The following is a 14,632-nucleotide window of genomic DNA, read 5'->3' on the forward strand; positions in this document are numbered from 1 at the left end:
TCATGATCGCGATGGTTGCCTATGTCCCGAGACACACTCTGTTGAAGTTTCCTATGTCTTGCGACATGGGTTTCCTATGTCCTGAACCAGCACACTACAGGGGGCACACGATCTTGAGCAGCGGTTTAGGCCGCTGACTAGGGCGAACATCGTACGAACGGGCGGGCCTCCAGTCTCACGGAGTCCCGCCCGTTCTCGTTGTAGCTCACGGGTTGTGGACCGGTTGTGGACCAAGCCAGCCTTCAGTCGCCGCCCCAAAGCGGCGGGCGACCATCTCTCATCGGAGTGCACCCATTCGACGGGTTCGACGCGCCCTACACGCCAACAGACCCTCCTGATCAGCAGAATGCCGATCAAATGAGCGCTTTTCATCCTGCGCAGCGGCCTTCTTCGATGAGTTGCAGGACGAGGATCGCCTGCACGATCGTGGTGGCGCGGTGCGGGCAGCAGCGCACCCGGGTCAGGACCGCCTGCGCCTTGGTATCCCTTGTCGGCGAAGGTCATTACTCCTGTGGTGGTCAGCGCGTCGATCAGGCCGGTGACACGTGCCGCGGTCAGGTCATGGGTGGCGTCGGTGTTTGCCGAAGTAGTACGGCCGTTCGTCGGCCAGCCGGTCGATCGGGACCAGGGTGCCATGCTGGGGCAGCTCGGTGACGCCTACCAGGCCGCCGGGCAACCGCTCGAGGCGGGCCGGTGCCGGCGCGGTGCCGAGGAAACCCTGGACGAGATCCGCCGCCACGACGACAGCGGGGCATCCGCCGCTGATCTCGCCTTTTGTCGTCGGCTGAACCACGGCGCGACCTTGGCACGAGCCTCCGTCGGCCCGTCATGAAGCCAGGATGAAACTGTGGCCTGTGATGCTGATGATGCAGGTGTAGCCGAACAAGGAGAAGGAATTCATGAAAGCAGCCGTGGAACGTGGGGCGTGGGTGGCCAGCGTCAGTGCCCTGGCGGTCGGCGCCCTGACCGTGACGCTGCTTGGTACTACGCCGGCTCAGGCGTTCACCGCCGAATCCGGCGCGGCGACCGCCGCGCCGTGCAGGAAGGTAGCCAGCGCCAACGGCGACACTGTCCGGTTGTGGTACTGCAACGGCACCGGGGGCACCAGGCGCGGCTACCATGCCCAGGCCAAGCTGGGCAACGGCGCGAACGTCTCGCTCCGCGACTCCCGCGGCCAGAACGTGGTCAACCCGAAGGTCGCTGCCGCCGGCGTGCTGCCCCGCTGGTACAACACTCCTACCACCCTTTGGTCCGGCCCGTTCAAGGCCTGCAGCGGATATCGGGGGAGCACGGGAACGTGCACGAGACTGGCCCGATAGCGCTCATCCGGGACTGTTACCGCAGCCTGATGTAGCGCTCGGCCCCGGCGTTCTTGTCGTACCAGACCGTGATCTTCGCTACGCTGTTGCTGGTCGGCGTGACCCGGACGCACAGATTCCCGTTGCCGAGATTGCGGCATGCCTCTCTCGTGGGAGCCAGGGCCGCCGCGGATGCCGCCGCGCCGACTCCCTGCAGACCTGCCAGGGCTGTCAGAACGGCCGCGCAGAACAGAGACAGTCGTCCCAACATGCTGCTCTCCCCCCATCGGGGGGTTTGAGGGAGATGGATCGGGTGGTGAGCCGCCGGACGCAGGAGACGGCGCTCGGCGGCCGCGGGGGTCAGGGGTTGCGGTGTCCGGCCCCGTCCAGGCCGGTGCGCAGAGCTCGGGCGTAGGCGAACGTGCCCGAGTCGTTGGGGTGGAGCGATTCCCTGCTGATGCAGGTCAAGTCCACGACGATGCACACGGGGCTGGGGTCGTCGACGGTGTGGAAGTTGTCGTCACCGTTGGGGGTGAACGTGACTCCGTTGATGTAGTTGTCGGGGTCGCAGACGCCGTGCGGGAAGAACTCACTGTAGGGCTGGGCGAAGTAGACGGGGATGCCTGCGGTGCGCAGTGCCTCGACGCGTTCGGGGCCTTGGCCCGGATCGCCCGTTCCACGTTGTCCACCATGAGTCCGACTCCCGCCATCTGGTCATCGATGGCCGAGGAGCAGAGCGGGTCGGTGCCCGGCACGATGCAGCGGCAGTCGTCGATCCACTGGGTCCGCTGGTGGTACCAGCACTTAAGGTCGTACTGGTTGTCGCTGTTCTTGTGCGCGCACGGGCCCGCCGGCTCGTCCTCCAAGCCGGGCGCGTCCGGCTCGAGGTGCCCGTTGGGCCAGTAGCACTGGTTGCTCTCGTCGCAGAACTGGTGCACCGGCGGACGGACGTTCGCGCGGTCCGCGTTGGTCAGCCACCACGCGGCCCGGTAGCCGGACACCAGCTCGCCCGGGGTCTCGATGAGCTCTACCGGGTGACCCGCCCAGCCCATCACCTTCTCCGGGTACGGCCACTTCTGCGGCTCCGCCGCATCGTGGTAGAACGTCTCCAGGAACGGGTTGCGGTCGGCCGGATAGCGCGGGTTGACCGGGTTGTTGAGCCAGCCCACGCCCCAGGGCGAGCCGTCGTTGATGTCGGCGTAGAAGGCGGCAGGAGGCGCGTGGCGGCGGGCTCCTCGGCGTTCTGCGTCAGGATCGCCCTCTCCGACGGCCCGCACCCGGGGTTGAAGTAGGCCAGGGTGGTCTGCACCGCGAGCTTGCGCACGGGGCCGCCGTCCAGGTCGACGATGGCGGTGAACCCGCCGCGATCGGCCAGCTCCGGCTTGTTGGTGAACGTGCGCGGCGCGTAGACGACCGTGGATCTGTCAGCGCAAGCGGTGCGTGCGGGACTATGAGCGGTTATCCGAGCATCACGAAGCCATGGTCGTGTGGGCGGTGATCATCATCATGGGACGTCGACTCGCACGATCCGCATCTCCCAAACCGACCTGACGATCAGTCTGTACGCGGGCACTCAGTACCGCGCCAAAGGTTGGCTATTCACCCGCTCACCCGCTCACCCGGTTGCTCAAGGCCAGCGCTTGCGGCGTGGAGACTCCAGAGGTAGCTTGCCGGGTTCGAACCTCATTATCCTGACGGTCAACGCGACATCAGCAGGTTCAGCATTCAGGTCGAGCGGGAGCCCGTAGCGCACGTGCGTGAAGCCATGGCTGGTGTCTTCGGTGATCTCGATCGTCCAGCCGAACTCCTCATCCCATGTCAGGTGCGTATATTCGGCGTGCGGCCAGTCGAGCCAGATTTTCTGGGTACCACTTCGGATGGTCCTCATACCCAGCGTTCTCAGGCCGTCAATGACGGCCTCGATATAGTCCACAGGGTGTGTGCCGACTGGCCTGTGCTTACGCATCTGCGTCCTCGTTTCTCGGCCTCAGGGAGAAGCAACGCTCACACTCACCCCTGGATGAGAGCGACCGTCAACCCGTCGGACGACTCCTATCCGACACCGACCCTTTTTCATCCCTCCGGCGGCGGACTGCTGGTCACAGCGTGATCGCGAGCCTGGCGTTCGCCTGACGACGTAAGAAACCCCTGGTAGATGGATTGATCACCACAACCAGATCCGTCACAACCAGGGGCCTCGGATGCTGTTCTATCGTGCTGCCGTCGATTTGTCGCGTTCAACGCTGAACTACGTCGCTGGAGTGATCCGCCGGCATCGCAAGGCGATCGGGTCGGCCTGGCGGCTGCTCAACGCAGGCCAGCAGGCGCTGCTGGTGCTGGTCTATCTGCGCAAGGGCGAGACCTTCACCGAGCTCGGTGCCGGTTTCGGGGTGTCGACGGCGACCGCGTGGCGGTAGGCCCTGGTCGACAAGGCCTATCAGGGAGCCGAGAGCCTGGTCCGAGATCTGCGCCCTTTCCACATTCCTTATCGAGGTTGTCGATCAGGAGAGCCACTCGTTCTCACCTCACGAGAGCGGTGCCTAGAAGTCGCCGCAGTTCTTGAGTGCGCTTCCCGGGCGGCGTGTCCGTCCCAGCGGCTCAGCACCGGCGTCCAACTCGTCGACGCCCCGTGACACCGTCGCCTCCCGCACGCCCGCGGCCTTGGCCACCGCCCGGATGCCGCCATGTCCCAACGCGCGAGCCTCGGCACCCAGCAGCGGCCGGCGTTGCCGCTCATCCAGATACGGCATGATCGCCTCAATCTTCGCAGCCAGCATCTCCACGGTCTCCGCCGACACGCTTTATCAAACCATCGACCGCGAATCCGGAATACTACGAGTTCTTTCTCTGCAGATCCTTAACCAGCCTCGCGTTCGGCCGCCTGGAGCCGCCGCCACTTCGCCATCGACTGCTTGATCTCCTCGCGGAGGAACGCGAAGAACCGGCGGGTCTCGTCCAGCCGCTGCCCGGCGAGGGAGTCGAGACCCAACAGCGGGATGCCCTCGGCGGCGCCGGCCTGCACCCGGACCAGTACCGGGTCGGACTGGCTGACGAAGTGACTCCAGGTGTGCTCATGGATCCGGCAAAAGTCGTGGCGGGTACCGGGCTCGCGTCCGCGTTCGACCAGCCGCACCTGCACCAGGTATTTGACCGCCCCCGAGATCGCCGACGCGCCGACGCCCAGTCGCTCGGCGAGCTCGGCGGCAGACAGCTTGCCGGAGTCGGTAACCAGCAGCGCGGCGTACACGCGCGCGGCCATCCGGGGCATACCGGATTCGACCATGATCTGCGCGAACCGTTCCCGGAAATCGGCGATGGCATCCTCGTACGCTTGCGTCACCCAAGCTCCCTAAATCGTCGCGGACTCACCAGTTTAAGATAATCCAAAAACTTCACGAAATTCGTGAAATATGTGTAGTACCGTCGCTGCTGTGAAGGACAGCGAACTCGTCGGAGCGCAGAAGACCCTCAGCCCTGTTCTCAGGGCCAAGGCGCTGGACAACCGGCTGCCGGACCCGATTCTCGGCGACGAATACGCCGAGGAGGCGATGCGCCGCCTCGATCCTGACTACGACAAGCGCAGATTCGGCACCAGCCAGCTCGGCCTCGCGGCCGTGGTGCGTGCCAAGGCCCACGACGACTGGGCCCGAGGCTTCCTGGCCGATCACTCCGACGCGGTGGTGCTGCACCTGGGCTGCGGCCTCGACGCCCGGGTGTACCGGATCGACCCGCCCGCCACCGTCGACTGGTACGACTTGGACTACCCGGCTGTCACCGAACTGCGGCAGCGGTTCCTGCCGCCGCGCGAGCACTACACCCTGATCGACTCCAGCGTCACCAATCTGACCTGGCTGGAACGCGTCCCCCGCGGCCGGCCGGTGCTGATGATCGCCGAGGGACTGGTGCCCTACCTGACCGAGACTGACGTCCGGCGGCTGCTGACCAGCGTCGTCGACGCCTTCCCCACCGGCCAGATGCAGTTCGACACGGTGTCGGTCTGGGCGTGGCGCACCTCGAAATGGGACCCCACGCTGCGCAGATACGGCGCTCGGTTCCGCTGCGGCTTCAACGACCCAGCCGTGCTGGCCGATGGGCACCCGCGACTCGAATACGTCGATGAGGCACCGATGAACGACTCACCGATACTGATGGCCAAGGCACCCGCGAACGTGCGCCGTATATACCGCCTCATGAACCTACTGCCGGGCATGAAACGGTCCACCCGCATCGTGCGCTTCCGGTTCTAACGCGCCAACGGTCCGTGCAGGCTGGACAGCAGCGGGGTGAACGCGGAGATCTCGCTTGTTCTGGTCGCGATTTGACGCTGGGCGAACACGATCTCACCGACGCTATGCCCACCGCGACGGAAATTGCCGCCGAATAGCAGATCCAGATAAGAAGGCCACATCCTCCTTCTTGGTCATCGACGGGACGGACCCGAGGGGATGATGCCGGTGAGCCAGGACCCTGCCCGTAGACCCATCGCGAACCGGAGAGATTGCGACTCCGGGAGGCCAGCGTCCGGCATGCCTAGCAAACTAGGCGACACTCGCGGCTTTCCGCTGAGACCGGCAGGACGCGCCGGCTCGTACTCCAGAGCGCTCGTCATGGCCGGATTCGTCGTGCGACTGTGACCGTCAGGTCTCCCGGGCGCAGGCGCGCGGGCGAAGGTCTGGGACCACCCGGCTGACGTCCGCCGGGAGGAGCAGCCCGGCATCTGCCCGCGCGCCGGCCGGACCGAAATCCGGCAATCCCCGTCGCGTCGCCTGCCCTCAGTGCTCATCCGCCCTTAACCTGCGGAAACAGCAGTACGGGAACGGGAGGAACATCATGGGGGTTGTCATCGTCGACCGCGCCGGCTGGAACGCCCGCCCGCCGAGAGATCCGGACGACGTGGAGCACGTCGCGCTGTCCGCGCGCACCGAGTTCATCGTGCACCACACCGAAACCCCCACCACGCGCTCGCCGAGATCCATCCAGGACGGGCACATGGATGAACGGGGATGGAACGACATCGGCTACAACTTCCTGGTTCGCGACGACGGCACCGTGTACGAGGGCCGCGGCTGGCTCGTACGCGGGGCCCACGCCAAGGATCACAACGTCACCGGGCTCGGCTGCGCGTACATCGGCATGAACGCGCCGACCACGGCGGCCAAGGAATCGATCCGCGCCCTGTACGACGAGGCCTGCACCAAGACCGGTCACGCGCTCAGCCAGCTCGGCCACAGCCAGGTCGGCGACACCGACTGTCCCGGCACGAAACTGCTGGCCTGGGTGGAATCCGGCATGCAGGTCGCCCGCGACCAGGTGTGACCCCGGAGGGAGATCGGCGGGTACGGCCTCGGTGCCGTCCCGGTGGCTTGCCTGCCAGCCTGACGCCAGCGCCACTGCCGGTACGGCGGCACTCAGCAGTAGCCCGGCACCCAGGCTCGGTGACCTTGCTCGCGCGTGAAACCACGGCGATCTTCCTCTCGTGGCAAGGAAAAATCGAGGAGATAGGCTCAGACAAGGCCGCGAAGTAGCGTAATCCAGGTTTTCCGCATGCAAGCAACGCTGGAACATCACGGCTGCATGTCGCATATCCCTTCCATACACCGCACAACCAGGAGACCGCTACGGGCGCCCCAGCCCGGCGGTCCGTCGGTGGTGCAGGCAGCCGCTCGACCGGCCGAGCGGCATGTAACACCAATGCCGTCACCGCCTGACGTAGCGTCATCGATGTCGACGTCCCTGAACGTGCTCGACTCGCCGAACACCCCCACCACGGGCAGCCGCAACATCCGCTGCAGGCATGAGTGCGGTCTTTGGGGATGAACGACGCCGAACGCCTCAGTCAGTGTCTGGTAGGCGATCGTCAACGCCACCACTTACCACGCCTGAGCCCAGGAAGGGGGCGGCGTTGGGGCAGGGGTCAGGTCGCGCAGGTCGTGGGACCACGTCTCCGCCCACGTACCCGACCGCCGTTCAATGATCTTGACGGAGCCTTCCCAAGTGGCCATGAGCAACCGCCCCTTGCTGTCCCAATCGGCCCAGGCCGCCTCGGGCAGGGGCGTGAGGTTGCCGTCGTCCTCTTCGCGCAGGTAGCTGACCTGTACGCCCTCGATCCCGTGCCGCTGGAAATCGGTCCCGGTGTGGGCCAGCACCAGTGCGCGCTCGCCACCGGGCTGGACACGTCCGATAAGTACGGCTTCGCGTAGCGCGGGCGACAGCCGCTCCGGCTGGCCTTCGAGGGGACGCCAGCCGCGTTTGTACTCGTTCTGGAGATCTCGATAGGTCCAGTCGAGGGTGAGGTCTCCAACCGTCGCGCCGTAGGGATAGCGACCGTGAAAGGGCTGTTTGTCGATGGAAGCGGAGATCTTCAGACTGTTGTCCGACGCGAACTCGCATCCGCCGGTCCAGGTGCCGCTGGTGTGCCAGGCCACGAGCGCGGTGAGCCACGGCGTCTTCGACACGGCGAAGTAGGTGTCCCATGGGGGCTGCCCGTGCCCAAGTGCGAAGTACCCGAGCAGCTTCCCGTCGGGCGACAGGTCGCATCGGCGCGGGTAGAGCGTGCCCCGAAACCACGCGCCGGGTCTCACCTCACGGGCCCGCAGGTCCCATTCCAGCAGGTGCCACCAGCCGGAGGGGCCGCGGCGCATGATCAGCGCCGCTGGTGCCGTGGTGGCGACGAGTACGTAGAGACGACAGGGCGGAGCAGGGGTGGTCATCGGCCGGCTCCCTTGAGATCATGACCGGTGTTCGTGGCCCGGCGTGACCGGCCCGGACTCGTAGGGCCCCGAAGACGTGCCCGTCCAGGCCGAACGTGGTCAGTACGACAATCTTCGTCTGGGCGCGGGCCGGGTCGGCGGTGATGCGGCGGGTGGCCGGCGGCCTCGAGGTCGCCGGTGGCTGACAGCGGGGCCACGAATCCGGCCCTGACCAGCTTCTGGTCGTCGACGACCACGGCGTGCGGGGGCGTTGTCATGGGCTCACCCGTTCGTTGCCGCCGGCGGTGTGGCGTGGACGCGGAAGCCGCCGTCCGGGCGTGGGCCGGCCTTCGGCTTCCCGTCGAAGGGTGCCACGTGTTCACCCGTTCCGACCAGACCGAATCCGCCGCCGGTGGTGGGCGTGCCCGGGCCGTCGTCGATGCGGATGTCAATGCGGATGTCGTGTGTTCGTGGGCGGCCTGCACGCCGACGCGTAACGGGCGCTTTCATGGACGTGCGGTAGCAGAGGGTCGGTTCGTCATGGAACGGGATGGAACGCCAGGTCTAGTGAGGCTTGCAGAGAGAACGCGTAAGTTTCCGTATGCGAGGCGCCCCGATTCTCAAGGAGAATCCATGTTCAGGTCGCGAACCTCTGATGGGGCGCTGTCTCGCGGCCGTGCCCGGTTGCTGCGGCGATCGGTGGCACGGGTCGTGGTGGTCGTGGCGCTGGTCGTCCCGTACGCCGCCGTTGAGGCCTCAGCCGCGCCCAATTCCATCTATCGCATGGGGTCGGCGGCCTGGGGTGACAACGCGCAGGGGCAGCTCGGCCTCGGCGGCACCCAGACGGCGCACACCGCGGCGCCCATGCCCGGGATGACCGTGTTCAGCCAGGTCTCGGCCGGGGGCTCCCACACCATCGCTCTTGCCAAAGACGGCGCTGTCTGGACCTGGGGTGCTAACTACTACGGTGCCCTGGGCAACGGCACCACCGCCCCGAGCTCGTACCGACCCAGGTGCCGGGGCTGTCCGGTGTCGTCGATGTCGCCGCGGATCTCGACAGCAGTTTCGCCGTCGACGCCGCCGGCACATTGTGGGCTTGGGGGCTGAATCTGCCGAATGCCGGGAATCTAGGGCTGGGCGCCGGTGCGCCGGTCACCAATGTGGTGCCGCAGGCCGTTCCCGGCATATCCGGCGTGGCCGACGTGGAGGTCGGGTGGCACGCGGGCTACGCGCGCGATCTGTCCGGCTCGTTGTGGACCTGGGGTAGCAATCAGTCGGGGACGCTAGCGAACGGTACGTACAGTGGCTATCGGCCATACCCCGCCAAAGTCCCCGGTGTCGCGAACGTCATCGACCTCGCCACCTCCCGGCACGCCGGGATGGCCCTGCGCGCCGACGGCTGGGTGCTGGTCTGGGGCCACAACTTCAACCAGCTGTTCGGCGAGGACCCCATCAGCGCCACGCCGCTACAGCTGTTCAGGATCCCCGGGCTGCAAGAGATCAGCGCCGGACTGGACAACGGCGCAGGACTGCAGGACAACGGGAGGGTGTGGACGTGGGGGAACAACGAGCACGGCCAGGCAGGCGTGGACCTCAGCCGGACGAGCGTCTGGCCTCCTCATCTCATGCAACTCGGCCAGCGCGCCACCTGGATCGAGGTCGGCCTGGTCAACACCTACGCGCTGCGGGAGGACGGGACCGTATGGGCGTGGGGCGGGAACTCGTCGGGCAGCGTAGGCACCGGGTCGCTCGCCGAGGCCAACCACGATCCTGCGCCGGTCATCGGGGTGGCCAACGCTACCTACGTCGGTTCAGGGCCGACTGCTGATCATGTGGTGGTGGTCCAGCCGGTGCTCACCGACTTCTCTCTGACGCTGGATCCTGGTGCCGGATCGGTCATCCCGGGCGGATCGGTCGAGGCCGGGCTCTCCCTCACCCCACTGAACGGCTTCAGCGCCACCGCCGCCCTGAGCGTCACCGGGCTGCCGCCGCATGGGATCACCATCGAGCCCTCCGCCACACAGGTGAGCGCGGACAAGGCCGTCACCATCACCGTACGCGCCGCGCCCCCTCTGCCGCCGGGCGTGTACGCCTTCGCGATCAGCGGAGCGGTGGGCTCGACCGTCAGGTCCGTGCCCTTCTCCCTCACCGTCACGCCCCCGCCCTGACCGAAGCGCTTGGTTACCCGATTCGGGCGCGCAGTACCAGGTCGTGCAGCGCCGCCTCGGTGGTGGCCCGCTCGGGCAGGGCCGACGTGTCCCGGGCCTCCTCCAGGGTCTGGGTCATGCGTTTCACGTCCGCCTCGATGTCCGCACCGGAGGCGAGGTCGCCGGACAGCGCGCCGTGCTCGGCGGTCTGCTTGGCGGCGACGAGTTCGGGCAGGTACGCGGGCCCGTACGCGTACAACCGGGTCAGGTCGGCCTGGAGTTCTCCCGTGCGCATGAGGTGTATGCCCGTGGCCAGCACCCGGAAGGTGTAGAGCAGCGGCTTCAGCTCCCCCGTCTTCTCGAACAACCGCCACTGCGTACGGGCGAACCCCAGATAGTGATGGGCGTGATGCCGCGTCAGGCAGCCAGGCGCCAGTGCGGCCAGTTCCTCGTGCGTCGGTGCGGACGTCACCACCAGCGGCGACAGCAGTTGCTCCAGTACGTAGCCGTTGCGGCCGAGCAGCAGCCGACAGAACTTGACGACGTCGTGCGTGACCAGGTCCACTTCCGTGCCGTCGCGCGTCCACATGCGCGACAGCGTCTCGGGCCCGTGCCGCAGCCCCGCGACCTCCTCGACCGGTAGCACGTGCACCCCACGCAGATCCACGTCCGAGTCCACCGAGGGGAACCCGTACAGGTGCGCCCCGCTTACCGTCGCGAACATCACGGGGTACGGCTGCTCAGCCGGAATCTCCGCCAGCCACCCAGGCAGATCCACCATTTCTCCCATCACCCGCCGATCAGGAGATTCTCCACCTTTCCGGATCAGACCGCGCGGACGGTCGCCCTTGCTGCCGCGTTCACGTGCCGATCAACCGAGCCGGCGCAGACCTTGGACGACGGCGCGGATCGACGGGCGGCGGGAGGCGTCCGTTCGCCACACCGCGTAGATGTGGCGGACCAGGCGCGGGCGGATCTCGACGAACCTGATGCCCTCCGGCACGGGATCACGGCCGAGCCGAGGAATGATCGCGATGCCCAGGCCGGCGGCGACGAGGGCGAGCTGGGTCTGGTGCTCGGCGGCCATGCACGAGATGTCCGGCTCGATGCCGTGCCCGCGCAACGTGTCCCTCAGCCATCCGGTGCAGATCCAGCCGTCGCTCCAGGTGATCCACGCTTCGCCGTCGAGGTCCTTGAGGTCGACGACGCCTCGGGCGGCGAGCGGGTGTCCCTCAGGAACGGCGACGTCCGCCACGTCGTCGAGCAGCGCCGCTCGCGTCAACGCATCGGGGACCACGGCGGGCTCGTTCCACCAATCCTGCACGATCGCGAGGTCCAGGTCGCCGCGGGTCACCCGGGGCAGGGCGAGATGCGGCTCCACCTCCTCCAACTCGACCCGCAACTCCGGATGATCAAGCCGGAGGTCTCGGATCGCCGGCGCCACGAGGCCGCGTGCGGCGGTCGCGAACGTGCCGAGGGTCAGCCGGCCGGAGACCGTGCCGCGATAAGCCTCCAGATCCGACTCCGCCTGCTCGGCCAGGGACAACATCCGCGCCGCGTGTGCGGCCAGGCGTTCGGCTGCACCGGTGAGCCGGACGCCTCGGCCGCTCCGTTCCAAGAGTTGTTGTCCGATTTCCCGCTCCAGCTTGTCCATCTGCTGGGAGATGGCCGAGGTGCTCACATGCAGAACGTCCGCGGCCGCGGTGACCGAGCCGTAGGTGGCGATCGAGTGCAGGACGCGTAGTCGCTCAAGGTTCAACACCTAAGCAATGCTACGAAATCGTGCTAAGAAAATCTGCCTTGTGCTTTACGAATGAGGCGGGCATGGTGACGGCATGAACAGCGAGAAATTTCTGCTCGGTGGCGACCTGCCCGTTCATCGAATCGGTTTCGGGGCGATGCGGTTGACGGAATGGGACCCGCCTCAGGATCCGGCGCCGGCCATCCAGGTCGTACGGCGAGCCCTAGAACTCGGCGTCACCCTCATCGACACGGCCGACGCCTATGCCCTCGGCGCCAACGAGGAATTGCTCGCCGAGGCGCTGCATCCCTACCCGCAAGGGCTGGTCATCGCCACCAAGGCGGGGCAGAGCCGCCCGGGCCGCGGACAGTGGAAACCCCTGGGACGGCCCGAATACCTCATCCAGCAGGCAGAGCTCAGCCTGCGCCGGCTCCGGGTGGAGTGCATCGAGCTGTTTCAGCTGCATCGGGTCGATCCGCAGGTGCCGTTCGCCGATCAGATCGGCGCTCTCAAGCAACTGAGGGATGAGGGAAAGATTCGCCATGTCGGATTGTCGCAAGTCGGCGTCGATCAGATAGAAGAAGCTCGCCGCATTGTGCCGATCGCGAGCGTACAGAATCTCTACAACGTGAGCGATCGGCGGTATGAGGAGGTGCTCGACTATTGCACCGCCGCGCAAATCGCGTTCATTCCTTGGTATCCCATGGGCGGCGGTGCACATGCCGCGGCCGATGGGGCTCTGGCGCGGGTCGCGAAAGAGGTCGGCGGGACTCCGGCGCAGGTGGCGCTCGCCTGGTTGCTCGCTCGGTCAGACGTCGTCGTCCCCATTCCGGGAACCAGCTCCTCCATTCACTTGGAGGAGAACATGGCGGCGGCGGACATCGAGCTGACACCGGAGCAGTTCCAGCGGATCGCGTTCCCTTGAAGGTCAGGGGGATGTCAGTCGTGAGACGCCGCCGTGCGGAACACGTACCGTCCTTCGTCGAAGTCCAGCGTCCAGGCGTACGCCTTGAGGAAGCCGTGTGTCAGTACGCCGTCGACGCGTACGCCGCCGAAGGAGCGCCACGGCGTCGTCCTGGAGCTCGCGACGGCCACGAGCGGGGCCTGGTGGGTGAGCGGGCCGAGTGACACCGGCTCGGGGCTGTCGAAGTGCGGGCGGGTGGTCAGGTGGCGCGGGACGCCCCAGGCGCGGTAGCGGCGGGACGTGGCCAGCAGGCCGGCCTGGCGTGGGGGATCCACGGCGTCGTCCACGTGGACCAGGCCCGAGTCGATGAAGAAGGTGAGGTCGTCGCGCGGGCCGAAGCCGCCGCGCGCGAACATGTAGTGATCCGCCCAGAGGTGGAAGGCGAACTCCGCCGCCACGGGGCTGTCCGCGAGGAGGCGGGAGTGTTCGGCGGCGGCGCCGGGGTGGCGTCTCGGGGAGAGGATGAGGCGGTGGCGGGGGTGGTCGAGGGTGGACAGGAACTGTTCCAGCACGTTGGTGCCGATGATCACCAGGTCCTGGGGGCCGACGAGGGTGGAGAGCACCTGGACCGGCACGTTCGTCAGCGACGCGGCGCCCAGGCGCAGCTCGGCGATGGTGCCGTGACGCAGCTCGGTGCGATGTGACCCGTGGGAGCCGGTGCCGCTCGTGGTGGTCACCACGCCTGTCTCCGCGGCGCGCCGTGGTCCCATGACGACGAAGGGGGCGCCGGTGTCGAGATGTGCCCGTACGTCCACGCCGTCGATGGTCGCCGCCACGGCCGGGAGGTAGGGCGCGAGCTCGTGGTCGGCGAACGGAAGCATGGTGGTGCCGTCGAGTCGTACCCCCAGCGGGCGTCGCAGTCTCGCATCGAGCAGGCGCAGTGTCTGCTCGACGGCCCGTGGCCGGGCGAAATGCCGCCGTCGTACGTGCTCGACCGCCCGGTCGGGGCGGCCCAGGTGCAGCCAGGCCTCGACGACCGGCTCGTCCAGCGCTCTCGGCGCGCGGCCGGCCGCGGCGAGGGCGTCGTAGTGGGACAAAGCCTTCTCGTACGACTGCCGTACGGAGTGGCAGAGGAAGAGCAGGTGGTCCCGGGTAGGACCGGACAGGGTCTCGGCGTGACGTGCGCAGCCCGCCACGTCGCCCCTCGACCAGGCTCGCCAGGCCGGCCGTGAACGGGCGTCGAGTAAGCCGCCAAGAGCGCTTCTCATTCGGCCTCCTCCTGGGGCGACTCGGTGGCGCCGAGATCCATGGCGACGGCGACGATCGTCAACAGCGGCACCACGGCGTGGGGCGCGATCGCGTACTCGCCGCGCCGGGGCTGGATGAGCAGGCCCGCGCTCTGCAGGTCCTTGAGGTGGTGGTACAGGTGGCCGGTGGACGTCTCGCCGAGCGTCTCCTGAAGCTCCCTGCGGGTCCGCGGTTCCTTGAGGAGGGCGGCGAGCAGGGCCAGACGCGGCCCGCTGCCGAGGCGTTCGAACAGGGTCGCGGCCCGGGCCCAGTTCGCGTCGGCCACCTCGCCGGCCGCGTGTTCCATCGCCCACATGTAGTGGCGGTCCTCGAAGGTCACCGCGCCGCCGTACATGACCGTGTCCGGGCGGGTCTCCCCTTCGGCCCTGAACCTGATCAGATCGACCAGGTCGAGCGGCGGCGCTTGGGTGACGACGGGGCGTGGTGGCGCGTCCGCGGGCGGCTCTTCCAGGCGGGCGACCCGGCGTTCGAGCTCCGCGATCCGGTCTTCGATCGGTCCCATGGGCACCCCTCGTTCCCAATATTTCCGTATTTCCGGAATAACG

The 14,632-nt window shown here is 67.3% G+C and carries 15 protein-coding genes and 3 pseudogenes; 7 read left to right on the top strand and 11 right to left on the bottom strand.

From position 1 onward, the window contains the following. Window positions 1–368: 368 nt before the first annotated feature. A pseudogene (locus AB0C27_RS21880) lies at window positions 369–634 on the bottom strand (IS5/IS1182 family transposase); the annotation flags it as partial. A gap of 265 nt (window positions 635–899) precedes the next feature. Here AB0C27_RS21880 and AB0C27_RS21885 point away from each other — a divergent pair. After that, window positions 900–1,319, top strand: coding sequence for a hypothetical protein (locus AB0C27_RS21885; RefSeq protein WP_357846666.1), 420 nt, complete (start codon window positions 900–902; stop codon window positions 1,317–1,319). A 16-nt stretch (window positions 1,320–1,335) separates the two neighbouring features. On the opposite strand, the gene AB0C27_RS21890 is transcribed toward AB0C27_RS21885, so the two are convergent. The 3 genes from AB0C27_RS21890 to AB0C27_RS21900 all read right to left on the bottom strand — a co-directional run bounded on the left by AB0C27_RS21890 (window position 1,336) and on the right by AB0C27_RS21900 (window position 3,264). Further along, a complete protein-coding gene (locus tag AB0C27_RS21890) occupies window positions 1,336–1,569 on the bottom strand; it encodes a hypothetical protein (RefSeq protein ID WP_357846668.1) in 234 nt (77 codons plus the stop codon). A gap of 193 nt (window positions 1,570–1,762) precedes the next feature. Continuing rightward, window positions 1,763–2,575, bottom strand: a complete 813-nt coding sequence (locus AB0C27_RS21895; RefSeq protein ID WP_357846670.1) for a hypothetical protein — start codon at window positions 2,573–2,575, stop codon at window positions 1,763–1,765. Between the two features lie 350 nt (window positions 2,576–2,925). Next, the gene (locus tag AB0C27_RS21900; RefSeq protein ID WP_357846672.1) at window positions 2,926–3,264 is read right to left on the bottom strand and encodes a hypothetical protein; all 339 of its coding nucleotides are present in this window, start codon (window positions 3,262–3,264) and stop codon (window positions 2,926–2,928) included. A gap of 235 nt (window positions 3,265–3,499) precedes the next feature. On the opposite strand from AB0C27_RS21900, the pseudogene AB0C27_RS21905 reads away from it, so the two are divergent. Further along, window positions 3,500–3,712: pseudogene (locus tag AB0C27_RS21905) on the top strand (transposase family protein); the annotation flags it as partial. 156 nt (window positions 3,713–3,868) lie between these two features. On the opposite strand, the pseudogene AB0C27_RS21910 reads toward AB0C27_RS21905, so the two are convergent. Both AB0C27_RS21910 and AB0C27_RS21915 read right to left on the bottom strand, forming a co-directional pair. Next, window positions 3,869–4,048 (bottom strand): annotated as a pseudogene (locus AB0C27_RS21910) (ISAzo13 family transposase); the annotation flags it as partial. A gap of 107 nt (window positions 4,049–4,155) precedes the next feature. Beyond that, entirely contained in the window at window positions 4,156–4,638 is a 483-nt protein-coding gene (locus tag AB0C27_RS21915) for a MarR family transcriptional regulator (protein ID WP_357846674.1), read from the bottom strand. A gap of 91 nt (window positions 4,639–4,729) precedes the next feature. Here AB0C27_RS21915 and AB0C27_RS21920 point away from each other — a divergent pair, with 91 nt between their 5' ends. Next, window positions 4,730–5,545, top strand: coding sequence for a class I SAM-dependent methyltransferase (locus tag AB0C27_RS21920; RefSeq protein WP_357846676.1), 816 nt, complete (start codon window positions 4,730–4,732; stop codon window positions 5,543–5,545). Window positions 5,546–6,128: 583 nt separating this feature from the next. Beyond that, window positions 6,129–6,614, top strand: coding sequence for an N-acetylmuramoyl-L-alanine amidase (locus AB0C27_RS21925; RefSeq protein ID WP_357846678.1), 486 nt, complete (start codon window positions 6,129–6,131; stop codon window positions 6,612–6,614). Between the two features lie 554 nt (window positions 6,615–7,168). On the opposite strand, the gene AB0C27_RS21930 is transcribed toward AB0C27_RS21925, so the two are convergent. Further along, window positions 7,169–8,008 (bottom strand): hypothetical protein, encoded by an 840-nt coding sequence (locus AB0C27_RS21930; protein WP_357846680.1) that lies wholly within the window; start codon window positions 8,006–8,008, stop codon window positions 7,169–7,171. A 762-nt stretch (window positions 8,009–8,770) separates the two neighbouring features. Here AB0C27_RS21930 and AB0C27_RS21935 point away from each other — a divergent pair. Both AB0C27_RS21935 and AB0C27_RS21940 read left to right on the top strand, forming a co-directional pair. After that, on the top strand, window positions 8,771–9,094 hold the full coding sequence (locus AB0C27_RS21935; RefSeq protein WP_357847861.1) for a hypothetical protein: 324 nt from the start codon (window positions 8,771–8,773) through the stop codon (window positions 9,092–9,094). After that, the gene (locus tag AB0C27_RS21940) at window positions 9,001–10,155 is read left to right on the top strand and encodes a hypothetical protein (RefSeq protein ID WP_357846682.1); all 1,155 of its coding nucleotides are present in this window, start codon (window positions 9,001–9,003) and stop codon (window positions 10,153–10,155) included. The genes AB0C27_RS21935 and AB0C27_RS21940 overlap by 94 nt, the downstream gene beginning before the upstream one ends. A 13-nt stretch (window positions 10,156–10,168) precedes the next feature. Here the strand turns inward: AB0C27_RS21940 and AB0C27_RS21945 are convergent, their stop codons facing one another. Together AB0C27_RS21945 and AB0C27_RS21950 are read right to left on the bottom strand one after the other, a co-directional pair. Beyond that, window positions 10,169–10,915, bottom strand: a complete 747-nt coding sequence (locus AB0C27_RS21945) for a nucleotidyltransferase domain-containing protein (RefSeq protein WP_357846684.1) — start codon at window positions 10,913–10,915, stop codon at window positions 10,169–10,171. Window positions 10,916–11,005: 90 nt separating this feature from the next. Beyond that, window positions 11,006–11,896, bottom strand: a complete 891-nt coding sequence (locus AB0C27_RS21950; RefSeq protein ID WP_357846686.1) for a LysR family transcriptional regulator — start codon at window positions 11,894–11,896, stop codon at window positions 11,006–11,008. Between the two features lie 73 nt (window positions 11,897–11,969). Between AB0C27_RS21950 and AB0C27_RS21955 the strand changes: the two genes are divergently transcribed. Further along, the gene (locus tag AB0C27_RS21955; protein ID WP_357846688.1) at window positions 11,970–12,800 is read left to right on the top strand and encodes an aldo/keto reductase; all 831 of its coding nucleotides are present in this window, start codon (window positions 11,970–11,972) and stop codon (window positions 12,798–12,800) included. Between the two features lie 14 nt (window positions 12,801–12,814). Here the strand turns inward: AB0C27_RS21955 and AB0C27_RS21960 are convergent, their stop codons facing one another. Both AB0C27_RS21960 and AB0C27_RS21965 read right to left on the bottom strand, forming a co-directional pair. Next, the gene (locus AB0C27_RS21960) at window positions 12,815–14,047 is read right to left on the bottom strand and encodes a retropepsin-like aspartic protease (RefSeq protein WP_357846690.1); all 1,233 of its coding nucleotides are present in this window, start codon (window positions 14,045–14,047) and stop codon (window positions 12,815–12,817) included. Beyond that, window positions 14,044–14,589 carry a helix-turn-helix domain-containing protein gene (locus AB0C27_RS21965; protein WP_357846692.1) on the bottom strand — a complete coding sequence of 182 codons (546 nt, stop codon included), beginning with the start codon at window positions 14,587–14,589 and terminating at the stop codon, window positions 14,044–14,046. Before AB0C27_RS21965 ends, AB0C27_RS21960 begins: the two co-directional genes overlap by 4 nt. Window positions 14,590–14,632: the final 43 nt, after the last annotated feature.

The sequence above is a fragment of the Nonomuraea sp. NPDC048882 genome (assembly GCF_040649755.1).
GTDB classification, from domain to species: domain Bacteria; phylum Actinomycetota; class Actinomycetes; order Streptosporangiales; family Streptosporangiaceae; genus Nonomuraea; species Nonomuraea maheshkhaliensis.

Bases quoted from the DNA above. Each gene is read 5' to 3' on its own strand.
- AB0C27_RS21945 (WP_357846684.1), bottom strand. From the start codon at position 10,915: ATGGTGGATCTGCCTGGGTGGCTGGCGGAGATTCCGGCTGAGCAGCCG.
- AB0C27_RS21965 (WP_357846692.1), bottom strand. From the start codon at position 14,589: ATGGGACCGATCGAAGACCGGATCGCGGAGCTCGAACGCCGGGTCGCC.
- AB0C27_RS21885 (WP_357846666.1), top strand. From the start codon at position 900: ATGAAAGCAGCCGTGGAACGTGGGGCGTGGGTGGCCAGCGTCAGTGCC.
- AB0C27_RS21890 (WP_357846668.1), bottom strand. From the start codon at position 1,569: ATGTTGGGACGACTGTCTCTGTTCTGCGCGGCCGTTCTGACAGCCCTG.
- AB0C27_RS21930 (WP_357846680.1), bottom strand. From the start codon at position 8,008: ATGACCACCCCTGCTCCGCCCTGTCGTCTCTACGTACTCGTCGCCACC.
- AB0C27_RS21960 (WP_357846690.1), bottom strand. From the start codon at position 14,047: ATGAGAAGCGCTCTTGGCGGCTTACTCGACGCCCGTTCACGGCCGGCC.
- AB0C27_RS21900 (WP_357846672.1), bottom strand. From the start codon at position 3,264: ATGCGTAAGCACAGGCCAGTCGGCACACACCCTGTGGACTATATCGAG.
- AB0C27_RS21925 (WP_357846678.1), top strand. From the start codon at position 6,129: ATGGGGGTTGTCATCGTCGACCGCGCCGGCTGGAACGCCCGCCCGCCG.
- AB0C27_RS21935 (WP_357847861.1), top strand. From the start codon at position 8,771: ATGGGGTCGGCGGCCTGGGGTGACAACGCGCAGGGGCAGCTCGGCCTC.
- AB0C27_RS21955 (WP_357846688.1), top strand. From the start codon at position 11,970: ATGAACAGCGAGAAATTTCTGCTCGGTGGCGACCTGCCCGTTCATCGA.